The following is an 11,005-nucleotide window of genomic DNA, read 5'->3' on the forward strand; positions in this document are numbered from 1 at the left end:
CGCCCTCGCGCCGCAGTCCCGCCGCGGAGCCCGCCGCCGCTTGCGGTGGCGGCCCTCGCGGCCGTCTCCGGGCGCCCCGGCCGCGCCTGGCGACCGTTGCGCTGGAAACCGAACCGTGGTTCGGAGCGCTGCGCTGGACAAACGCGAAAAGGGATGTTAGCGGTAACACCTGGCAGCGTTGTCATCGCCTGCCGCGGGCACCCGGGCCGGACCGTGCCGGCCCGAAGAATCAATAGCAGCGCCGGGCCACGACCTGGTGCGCATCGAGGGAGGGAACGCCATGCAACACCCGTCACGCCCCGCACGAAGACCAGGCCCGTCGCGGGCCCGATGCCGCCGTGCCGCAGCGATGCGGCGCGGTGCCGGCGCGGTCCGCGCTCCCGCGCCGGCCGGCGCCACCAGCCGCCGCGTGCATCCGTCCCCGCCTTGCGGGTAAACGGAGCGGGCGCGCGCCGCGCGCCGGGTCACCCGAGCGCCGCAGGGGGCGGCGCAGCCGGCGTACATGCGAACCGCCCGGGCCGCGCCCATTGCCCCGGGATCACGGCAATCGATCAGCCCGGCAGCAACTGCCGATAGCGGGCGCCAGACGCCCGCGATCATCCATCCAATCAGCCAGGAACCAGGCACGCCCATGAATCACGACAAATTCAAGCGATTCAAGTCGAAGGCCCTGTTCACCATCGTCGGCGGCGTGATCGTCATCAACCCCGTCTATGCGCAGGACGCCGAGGACACCCAGCAGACCCGGCAGACGCAGGATGCGCAGCAGGCGCAACCCACTCCCACTCCGGACGCGGTCACGCTCGACTCGGTCACGGTCACCGGCATCCGCAACAGCCTCGAGCAGTCGATGGCGACCAAGCGCTACTCCGCCGGCGTGGTGGACGCGATCTCGGCCGAGGACATCGGCAAGTTCCCGGACACCAACCTCGCCGAGTCGCTGCAGCGCATCACCGGCATCTCGATCGAGCGCCGCGACGGCGAAGGCGCGCAGGTCACCGCGCGCGGCTTCGGCCCGCAGTTCAACATGGTGACCCTCAACGGCCGCCAGATCCCCGGTGCGGACGCCTTCGGCGCGGCCGGGCAGGTGCCGATCGGCGGCGTCGATTCGGGAACGCGCGCGTTCAACTTCGCCCAGCTCGCCTCCGAGGCGATCAGCGGCATCGAGGTCTACAAGACCGGCCAGGCGACCGTGCCCAGCGGCGGCATCGGCGCCACCATCAACATCCTCACGGCACGGCCATTGAACTACCCCGGCGGTGAGATCGTCGCCAGCGCCGGCACCAAGGCGGTGTACGACGAATCGCAGCCGTTCGATACCGACTTCACGCCGGAGGTCTCGGGCATTTTCAGCTATGCCAACCCCGACAAGACCTGGGGTATCGGCTTGGCCGCCAGCTACCAGAAGCGTCACGGCGGGGCCGTGCAGGCGACCGAAAACACCTGGAACATCCAGCCCTGGACCGGCACCGAGGCTGCCCTGCGCCCGGGGGCCACGGTGGTCAATGCGCCGGAAATCGGCCAGCTGTACGGCCTGCCCAACGACGTCCGATATGCCTTCGCGGATTATGAGCGTGAGCGTCTCAACGGTCAGGCGGTGCTGCAGTTCGCGCCGACCGATGCGTTGCTCTTCACTCTGGACTACACCTACTCGACCAACGAAATCAGGGAAACCCGCAGCGAGCAGGGTATCTGGCTTGCACGCAACAACAGCTTCAGCCATCTCGAGTTCGACACCGACGAGGAAGTGGCCACGCCGGTCTACCTGCGCGACGTGGTAGGGCTGAAGGACTTCGGCTTCGAGCAGCAGACCAACAACCAGAAGTACAAGCTCGACTCGCTGGGGCTCAACGTCGACTGGCAGGTCACCGACCGACTCAACCTGGCCTTCGATGCGCACAGCACCGAGTCGCAGAGCCTGCCGAACGATCCGGTCACCGGCGGCGGCGCCACCTGGTTCAGCTTCGCCGGCTCCAACAACTGTACCGACGGTCCCTATTGCGGCGGCGGTTGGGCCCAGGAGATGTGGTTCAACAACGGGCTGCCCATCGCTGGCCGCACTTGGTATCCGACAGAAGAAGATGCTCGCGACGATGTCAACGGAGTCGTGAATCCCGACTTCCCGCCCGAGCAGCTGGGCTCGCAGGTGTTGCGGATCAATGCGCTCCGGCAGGTCACCGAGATCGACCAGGCGCGCGTTGACGGCACCTTCGAATTCGACGACGGCCGTTTCCGGTTCGGCGCCGACACCTCCAAGATCAGCATGACCCGGCAGAACAACGTCGAGCGCTACAACACCCTCGGCGACTGGAGCGTGGCTAACGTCGGCAACGAGCCCGGCATGGTGGCCCTGCTGAGCCCGGTGAACATCGTCGGCATGTTCGATGACTTCAGCGCGCCTGGCGCGCCCACGGGCGCCTGGTACGGCGACGCCACCGCGCTCGGCGAGTGGGCGGTCTCGAGCCCCTACGCTGCGAACTTCACCCTCGATCCGACCCTGGCCGCCGACGACCACATCGAAGAGAAGACGAAAGCGTTCTACCTGCAGGTCGAGCTGGACGGCGAGCTGGGCGGCATGGCCACCCATACCCGCATCGGCGTGCGCTACGAGGACACCGACGTGGTCTCGACCACGGTGGTCGCGGTGCCCGAGGCGATCGTGTGGACATCCAACAACGACCATCGCATCGAACGATCTGACGAAAGTAGACCGTTCAGCGAGGAAAACAGCTACAGCTACGTGCTACCCAACCTGGATTTCAGCATCGACCTCACCGACGAACTGAAGGCCCGCGCTTCGTTCAGCCAGACCATCGCCCGTGCCCCATACGGCGATCTCTATGCCGGACCCACCGTGAATGCGCCGACCGGCTCTACCTTGGTCAATCCTTCGACCCGCGCCTCGGGCGACGCCAAGACTCCCACCCTAGAGCCGCTGGAGTCGGACAATCTGGACCTGGCGCTGGAGTGGTACTTCGCCGATGCGAGCTATATCTCGGTGACGTACTGGAACAAGCGGGTTGACAACTTCATTGGCAACACGGTGGTGCGTGAGAACCTCTACGACCTCACCGACCCGGGTGCCGGTCCAGACGCACAGGCGGCTCTGGCGTTTCTGCAGAGCGATGCGTGTGCGGCGCAGGTGACGGCCGCGGGCAACGATGTCGACAGGGCTTGCGCAGCCAACGACACTGCCCTGTTCACGGCGGTAGCCATGCTGCGCAATGCAGGGGAGACCGGCGGTCTGGCGGCATACGACGGCAGTACGGCGCGGGAACTGGCGATGGAACAGCAGTACGATCTGGTCGGCGAGGCCGACGATCCGCTGTACATGTTCGACGTCAACCGGCCGATCAACCAGAACGCAGCCAAGCTGCGCGGCTGGGAGATCGGCGGCCAGTACTTCTTTGGCGATACCGGCTTCGGCGTGTATGCGAACTACACCGTCGTCAGTGGCGATGTCGGTTTCGACAACACCTCCATGGCGGACCAGTTCGCCCTGCTGGGTCTGAGCGACACCGCCAACCTGATGCTGATGTACGAGAACTACGGCTGGACCGCCCGCCTGGCCTGGAACTGGCGCGACGAGTACCTGATCCTGGCCAACCAGAACGGCTCCAACCGCAACCCGCACTACGTCGAGGCCTACGACCAGATCGACCTGAGCGTGAGCTACGCGTTCAATGAACAGCTGTCGCTCGGCTTCGAGGCGATCAATCTGACCGGCGAGGACGTCCGCTGGCATGGTCGTTCAGAAAAGCAGTTCATCCGGGTCCTCGACCAGAGTCCGCGCTACATGGCGGCGTTGCGCTACCGCTTCTGACCCGTTCGCGGGGCCAGATCGCCGGCAGTCCTCCCCGGGATTTCGCCCTCCCCGGGATCCCGGTGGAGGACCTTTCGGCCCGGCGGCGCCGGGGCGGCAACGCGTCAGCATCGCTTGCATCGCCTCCCATGCGGTGCCGCCGCTTTCAAGCACCTCGTCGGCGTGGCAGCATGCCCGCGGGGCCGATCCGACGGAATGCAGATGCCGCGATACGAGCTGCTCAACAACGTGGCGCACAAGGACTTGCGCGTGGTCACGCGCTTCGGCCCGGAATTCGGCGATGGGGTCGGCCTGGTGCCGGCATTCCCGACCGAGTTCGCCGAGCTGCAGCGCGAATTCCCGATCTTCTTCCGCAAGGATCGCGAGCGCGGAGGCTTCCAGTCCGTGGCGGTGCTCGGCTTTGGCAGCGAAGAGAATCTCTATCTCGACAATGGCCGCTGGAACGCGAGCTACCTGCCTGGCTACCTGGCCAAGGGCCCCTTCGTGATTGGATTCCAGGAGCGACGCGACGGCGGCGAGGTGCGCACCGAACCGGTCATCCACGTGGACCTGGACCATCCGCGCGTCAGCCTGGACGAGGGCGAGCCGGTGTTCCAGCCGCAGGGCGGCAACAGCCCTTATCTGCAGCGAATCGCCACGATCCTGCGCGGTATCCACGATGGCGTGGAGGGCGGCAAGGCGATGTTCGCCGCGTTCGAGTCGCTGGACCTGATCCAGCCGGTCAAACTGGAAATCAAGCTCGATGGAGATCACGGCGTCGACCTGACCGGGCTCTATGGCATCGATCGCGAACGGCTGGCCGCGCTCGAGCCCGAACCGCTGCACGGCCTGCACAGGACTGGCTTCCTCGAGGGCGCCTATCTGGTGCTGGCCTCGCTGCACAACATGCCGCGACTGATCGCCGAGAAGCAGCGTCGGCTGCGCCAGCCTGCCGAGGCGGGAACGGCCGGGACCCGGGCTTGAGCGCGATGCCGCTCGTGACGGCCGCCGTCGAGGAGCGCAAGGACTGCCGGCCCGATGCATTGCCGCTCGACGATCTGCTCGCCGGCGGGCGACCCGTGGTGTTGCGCGGGCTGGTGCGCGACTGGGAGGTGGTGCGGCAGGCACGCGATACGGCTGCGGCCGTCGTGGCCTATCTCACCGGGTTGTCCAACGGCCGTCCGGTGCAGTATTCCTTCGGTGGGCCCGAAGTGGCCGGGCGGCCCTTCTACAACGAGGATTTCACCGCGCTGGACTGCGAGGTCCGTCGTAGCGCCCTGGACGCGCTGCTGCGCGAGATCCTGGCGCACGTCGACGACCCGCGACCGCCGACCTACTACATGGCCTCGCTGCCGGTGGATACCTGCCTGCCCGGATTTCGTGAGCGCAACGACCTCGATTTCGCCGCCCACGACGTGCAGGCGCCACCCAGCATCTGGATCGGCAACCGCACCACCGCCTCCTGTCACTACGATGCGCTCCGCAATATCGCCTGCTGCTGTGCCGGCCGGAGGCGATTCACGCTGTTTCCGCCGGACCAGATCGGCAATCTCTATCCAGGGCCACTCGACCCCACGCCCGGCGGACAGGCGATCAGCCTGGTCGATTTTTCGGCGCCCGATTTCGAACGCTATCCGCGCTTCCGCGACGCCCTGGCCGTGGCACGGTCCGCGCTGCTGGAGCCGGGCGATGCGATCTTCATCCCCAGTATGTGGTGGCACCAGGTCGAAGGACTGGCCCCGTTCAACGTGCTGGTGAACTACTGGTGGAGCAGCATGCCCGTGCATGTCCCGTCGCCGATGCATGCGCTCTACCACGCGCTGTGGACGATCCGCGACCGGCCCGAACCCGAAAAGCAGGCCTGGCGCGAGGTGTTCGAGCACTACGTCTTCGGTCCCGCCGAAGGCGCCGGCGCACACCTGCCCGAGCAGGCGCGCGGCGTGCTGGGCCCGGTCGACGAAACCATGTCGCGCCAGCTGCGCGCGATGCTGATCGACAAGCTCAACCGGTGAGGGGATTGGTGATTGGTGATTGGGAAAAGCAAGAAGGGGCCGTAGCCTTTCACGAATCACGAATCACGAATCACGAATCACGAATCACGAATCACGAATCACGAATCACGAATCACGAATCAAAATCAGGGGATTTCATGGGCGAGCAGAGGATACGCAGGGTGGTGATCGCAGGTGGGGGCACCGCCGGCTGGATCGCGGGTTGCGCGATTTCGCACCAGTTCCGCGACCTGCTCGACATCACCCTGGTGGAGTCGGAGCAGATCGGCACGGTCGGCGTCGGGGAATCGACGGTGCCACCGATCCGCGCGTTCCACCGGCTGTTGCAGATCGATGAACAGGAGTTCCTGCGCGCGGTCGCCGGCACCTTCAAGCTGTCGATTTCGTTCGAAAACTGGCGCCGCCACGGGGAGCGCTACATCCATCCCTTCGGCATCACCGGGACAAGCACCCTGGTTTGCGCGTTTCACCATTTCTGGCTGGAAAGCCTGCGTCGCGGCATGCATTCGGAGCTCGGCGACTTTTGCCTGGAAACGGTGGCCTCGCGCGGGGATCTGTTCGCGCGGCTGGACAAGCCGCAGGTCAACTACGCCTACCATTTCGATGCGGCGCTGTATGCGCGCTTCCTGCGCCATCGGGCCGAACGCCAGGGGCTCAAGCGAGTCGAGGGCAAGATCCGCGAGGTGCGCCGGAATCCGGAGAACGGGCACGTGCAGGCGCTTGCGCTGGAAGACGGACAGGTGATCGAAGGCGACCTGTTCATCGACTGCACCGGCTTTCGCGGTCTGTTGATCGAGCAGACGCTGCAAACCGGCTACGAAGACTGGAACCAGTGGCTGCCTTGCGACCGCGCCGTCGCGGTGCAGACCGAAGCGGCCGGGCCGCCCGAGCCTTACACGCGCGCGATCGCCCACCAGGCCGGGTGGCGCTGGCATATCGCGCTCCAGCATCGCGTCGGCAGCGGCCTGGTGTTTTCCAGCCGGCACATGTCGGACGACGAAGCCCGCGCCAAGCTGCTGCACGATGTCGGTGCGCCGCCGGTGCGCGAACCGTGGCTGGTGCCGTTTCGCAGCGGCCGGCGGCTGAAGACCTGGAACGGCAACGTGGTGTCTCTTGGCCTGGCGAGCGGCTTCATCGAGCCGCTGGAGTCGACCAGCATCCACCTGACGATCAGCGCGGTGGTGCGGCTGATCGAGCAGTTCCCGATCGAGGGAATCCCGCAGTCGCTGGTCGACATCTACAACGCCACCGGCAGACGGGAGATGGAGCACGTGCGCGACTTCATCATCCTGCACTACCACGCCAACCAGCGTGATGAACCCCTTTGGAAAGCCTGCCGCGAAATGGAGGTTCCCGAGTCGCTCGCCATCCGGCTGGGAGCTTGGCGAGAGCGGGCGCACGCCTGGCAGGGTGGCGACGAGCTGTTCCGGGTGGACTCCTGGACCCATGTGATGCTTGGGCAGGGCCTGGTGCCGGGCCAGCACCATCCACTGGCGCGGGCGCTGCCCGACCACGACCTGCGCCGCCTGCTGGACTCGTTGCGCGCGCAGATCGGAGAAGCTGTGGCGCGGATGCCTTCCCAGCAGGCGTTCATCGACCGCTACAGCAAGGCCGACCCCGCGAGCTGGGAGAGCCGCAGACCCGTCTCGACCTGAGGCCGACGGCAACGCATGATCCTGCGTCCACACCCTCGGCAGCGCATCGACCGACAGAGCCTCGGCGCCGAGGGCGCGCCGCTGCTGGTGATCGACAATCTGGTCAGCGATCCCGAGCGACTGGTGCGCCGGGCCGCGGCGCGCCACTTCGTCGGCCAGCAGTCGATGTTCCCCGGCATTCGCACGCCGGCGCCGCTGTCGTACCAGGGATTTCTGCAGCAGCTGCTGACGCCGCTGCTGCCGGAGTTCGGCATGACGCCGGGCAGGTTCGCGTATCCAATGGCGCACTATTCGCTGGTGACGCAGGCGCCCGGGACGCTGGCATTCCTGCAGCGCGTTCCGCACATCGACTCGGTATCCGCGAACGGCCTGGCCACCGTGCACTATCTGTTTCGCGGAGACTGGGGGGGCACCGCCTTCTATCGCCATCGGCGCACCGGATTTGAGTCGATCGACGAAGCCCGCCGGGAGGAGTACTTCCACTGCCTGGAGGACGAAAGCCGGGGCGAGCACGCGCCCCCGGGCGGCTATATCGGCGGCGATACCGAACTGTTCGAGCGCATCGGTCAGGTGGAGGGCGTGTTCAACCGGATGGTGGTCTACCGGCGGAACTCGCTGCATTCCGGCGACATCGACAACGAGCGCGTGCCGCCGCCGGACCCCATCACCGGGCGCCTCTCGATCAACACCTTCATCGACGTGCTGCCCGGGTAGGACGGATCGGCGTGCTGCGTAGCGGCGTGCCGACGACGGGCCGCGCCGGGTGGCCACGTCCCGTACGAGCGGCCCTTGGCCGCGAAAGCCGCGAAGGGCTCCGGCCGGTTGGGCGGCAAGATCCGGGCGGGTCAGCGCGCGCGGTTGATCGCTTCGCGCAGCCCCTCGGCTGCCGCCGCGGCCGCTGCGGCGAAGTCGTCGCCGCCGGAGGCGTACAGCACCGCCCGCGAGCTGCTGACAACCAGGCCCGTGCCGTCGGCGCTCTTCGCGTTGCGCACCACCGCCTCGACGTCGCCGCCCTGCGCGCCCACGCCGGGGACCAGCAGCGGCATGTCGCCGACGATCGCGCGGACTTCCCGCAGTTGCTCCGGCCAGGTCGCGCCGACCACCAGAGCGCAATTGCCGTTGCCGTTCCACTCGCGCGCCACCGTTTCGGCCAGGTGCTGGTACAGCGGGCGCCCGCTGCCGCCGTTGCCGGACACCATCAGGTCCTGCAGATCCGCGGCGCCTGGGTTGGAAGTCCGGCACAGGATCACCACGCCCTTGTCGGCGCGCTCCAGGAACGGCTGCAGCGAGTCGGCGCCGAGGTACGGGTTGGCGGTCACCGCGTCGGCGCGGTAGCGGTCGAAGGCCTCGGCGGCGTAGTGCCGCGCGGTGCTGCCGATGTCGCCGCGCTTGGCATCGAGGATCACCGGGATCCCGGGGTGCGCGTCGTGGACGTGCGCGATCAGGCGGGCGAGCGCGTCCTCGGCGCCGAGGGCGGCGAAATGCGCGATCTGCGGCTTGAAGCAGCAGACCGACTGCGCGGTGGCGTCGACGATCTCGCGACAGAAATGGAACACCGCATCCGGGTCGTCCCGGAACTTCGCCGGAAACCGCGCCGGTTCCGGATCGAGACCCACGCAGACCAGGGAGGCGGCGTCTTTCCAGCGCCGCCGCAGGACCTGCATGAAGCCCACGGGTTCGGTCACTTCAACGCCTTGAAGCGCAGGCGGTGGGGCTTGGCGCCTTCCTCGCCCAGGCGGCGCTTCTTGTCTTCCTCGTATTCGCGGTAGTTGCCCTGGAAGAGCTCGACGTGGCTGTCGCCCTCGAAGGCCAGGATGTGGGTGGCGATGCGGTCCAGGAACCAGCGGTCGTGGCTGATCACGAAGACGTTGCCCGGGAACTCCAGCAGCGCGTCCTCGAGCGCACGCAGGGTCTCGATGTCGAGGTCGTTGGACGGCTCGTCGAGCAGCAGCACGTTGCCGCCCTGCAGCAGGGTCTTGGCCAGGTGCAGGCGGCCGCGTTCGCCGCCCGAGAGCGTACCCACCAGCTTCTGCTGGTCCTGGCCCTTGAAGTTGAAGCGGCCGATGTAGGCGCGCGACTGGATCTCGATGCCGTTGATGTTGAGGATGTCGGCGCCGCCGCTGACTTCCTGGAACACGTTGTGGTTGCCGGTCAGCGCTTCGCGGCTCTGGTCGACATAGGCCAGCTTGACGGTCGGTCCGGTGACGATCTCGCCCCTGTCCGGCTGCTCCTGGCCGATGATCATCCGGAACAGGGTCGACTTGCCGGCGCCGTTGGGGCCGATGATGCCGACGATGGCGCCGGGCGGGACGATGAAGCTGAGATCGTCGATCAGCAGGCGGTCGCCGAACGACTTGGTCACGCCCTTGAACTCCATCACCGAGTTGCCCAGCCGTTCGCCCGGCGGGATGAAGATCTCGTTGGTCTCGTTGCGGCGCTGGTAGTCGACCGACTGCAGCTCCTCGATCCGCGCCAGGCGCGCCTTGCCCTTGGAACGGCCGCCCTTGGCGTTGCTGCGCGCCCATTCGAGCTCGCGGGCGATCGCCTTCTGCCGGGCCTTTTCCTGCGATTCCTCGCGCTTGAGGCGGTCTTCCTTCTGCACCAGCCATTCGCTGTAGTTGCCCTTCCAGGGGATGCCGCGGCCGCGGTCGAGTTCGAGGATCCACTCGGCGGCGTTGTCGAGGAAGTAGCGGTCATGGGTGACGGCGACGACGGTGCCGGAGTAGCGGGCCAGGAACTCCTCCAGCCACTCCACCGATTCGGCGTCGAGGTGGTTGGTGGGCTCGTCGAGCAGCAGCATGTCGGGCTTGGACAGCAGCAGGCGGCACAGCGCGACGCGGCGCTTCTCGCCGCCGGAGAGCGGGCCGATCTTGGCGTCCCACGGCGGGATGCGCAGGGCGTCCGCGGCGACTTCGAGCTGCTGTTCGAGCAGGTGGGCGTCGCCGGAGGCGAGGATCGCTTCGAGCCGCTGCTGCTGGGCGGCGAGCTTGTCGAAGTCGGCGCCTTCTTCGGCGTATGCGGCATAGACCTTGTCCAGCTCGGCCTGGGCCTGGAGGATCTCGCCGACGCCTTCCTCCACCGCCTCGCGGACGGTCTTGTCGGGGTCGAGTTCGGGCTCCTGCGCGAGGTAGCCGACCTTGATGCCGGGCTGGGGGCGGGCCTCGCCGGAGAAGTCGGTGTCGACGCCGGCCATGATCCGCAGCACGGTGGACTTGCCGGCGCCGTTCAGGCCGAGCAGGCCGATCTTGGCGCCCGGGAAGAAGGACAGCGAGATGTCCTTGATGATCTGGCGCTTGGGCGGAACGGTCTTGGAGACGCCGTTCATGGTGTAGATGTACTGCGACATGGGGGCTCCGGTGCGACTTTGCCGCCGCGCGGCGGGGGGCGCGCGGACGGAGGGTGTTCGGGGATCGGGCGATTATAGCGGGCGCGCGGTTTCCTGGCGCTGAGCGGGCGTGGGTGCGGTTGATGCCATCGAGGGCGGGGTTGAAGGCGGTTGGGGTGCGACAAAGAAGGAAGCGCCCCGGGGGGGCGGG

The 11,005-nt window shown here is 67.3% G+C and carries 7 protein-coding genes; 5 read left to right on the top strand and 2 right to left on the bottom strand.

The genetic code is table 11. From position 1 onward, the window contains the following. Window positions 1-631: 631 nt before the first annotated feature. From QFW77_RS05060 to QFW77_RS05080, 5 genes are all read left to right on the top strand, one after another. Window positions 632-3,823: a TonB-dependent receptor gene (locus tag QFW77_RS05060; protein ID WP_280573262.1), complete on the top strand. Its 3,192-nt coding sequence runs from the start codon at window positions 632-634 to the stop codon at window positions 3,821-3,823. A gap of 201 nt (window positions 3,824-4,024) precedes the next feature. Beyond that, a complete protein-coding gene (locus QFW77_RS05065) occupies window positions 4,025-4,786 on the top strand; it encodes a SapC family protein (protein ID WP_280573303.1) in 762 nt (253 codons plus the stop codon). A gap of 5 nt (window positions 4,787-4,791) precedes the next feature. Next, on the top strand, window positions 4,792-5,814 hold the full coding sequence (locus QFW77_RS05070) for a cupin-like domain-containing protein (protein ID WP_280573304.1): 1,023 nt from the start codon (window positions 4,792-4,794) through the stop codon (window positions 5,812-5,814). A gap of 137 nt (window positions 5,815-5,951) precedes the next feature. Next, window positions 5,952-7,469 carry a tryptophan halogenase family protein gene (locus tag QFW77_RS05075; RefSeq protein WP_280573305.1) on the top strand — a complete coding sequence of 506 codons (1,518 nt, stop codon included), beginning with the start codon at window positions 5,952-5,954 and terminating at the stop codon, window positions 7,467-7,469. Window positions 7,470-7,484: 15 nt separating this feature from the next. Then, window positions 7,485-8,183, top strand: a complete 699-nt coding sequence (locus tag QFW77_RS05080) for a DUF6445 family protein (protein WP_280573263.1) — start codon at window positions 7,485-7,487, stop codon at window positions 8,181-8,183. 131 nt (window positions 8,184-8,314) lie between these two features. On the opposite strand, the gene pyrF is transcribed toward QFW77_RS05080, so the two are convergent. Both pyrF and ettA read right to left on the bottom strand, forming a co-directional pair. Continuing rightward, on the bottom strand, window positions 8,315-9,142 hold the full coding sequence (gene pyrF, locus QFW77_RS05085) for an orotidine-5'-phosphate decarboxylase (protein ID WP_280573306.1): 828 nt from the start codon (window positions 9,140-9,142) through the stop codon (window positions 8,315-8,317). A gap of 8 nt (window positions 9,143-9,150) precedes the next feature. After that, window positions 9,151-10,815 (bottom strand): energy-dependent translational throttle protein EttA, encoded by a 1,665-nt coding sequence (ettA, locus tag QFW77_RS05090; protein WP_280573264.1) that lies wholly within the window; start codon window positions 10,813-10,815, stop codon window positions 9,151-9,153. Window positions 10,816-11,005 lie beyond the last annotated feature (190 nt).

Source organism: Luteimonas endophytica, assembly GCF_029887875.1.
Classification (GTDB): Bacteria; Pseudomonadota; Gammaproteobacteria; order Xanthomonadales; family Xanthomonadaceae; genus Luteimonas; species Luteimonas endophytica.

Coding starts and splice junctions, on each gene's coding strand:
- QFW77_RS05080 (WP_280573263.1), top strand. CDS start 7,485: ATGATCCTGCGTCCACACCCTCGGCAGCGCATCGACCGACAGAGCCTC.
- QFW77_RS05070 (WP_280573304.1), top strand. CDS start 4,792: ATGCCGCTCGTGACGGCCGCCGTCGAGGAGCGCAAGGACTGCCGGCCC.
- QFW77_RS05075 (WP_280573305.1), top strand. CDS start 5,952: ATGGGCGAGCAGAGGATACGCAGGGTGGTGATCGCAGGTGGGGGCACC.
- QFW77_RS05065 (WP_280573303.1), top strand. CDS start 4,025: ATGCCGCGATACGAGCTGCTCAACAACGTGGCGCACAAGGACTTGCGC.
- QFW77_RS05060 (WP_280573262.1), top strand. CDS start 632: ATGAATCACGACAAATTCAAGCGATTCAAGTCGAAGGCCCTGTTCACC.
- ettA (WP_280573264.1), bottom strand. CDS start 10,815: ATGTCGCAGTACATCTACACCATGAACGGCGTCTCCAAGACCGTTCCG.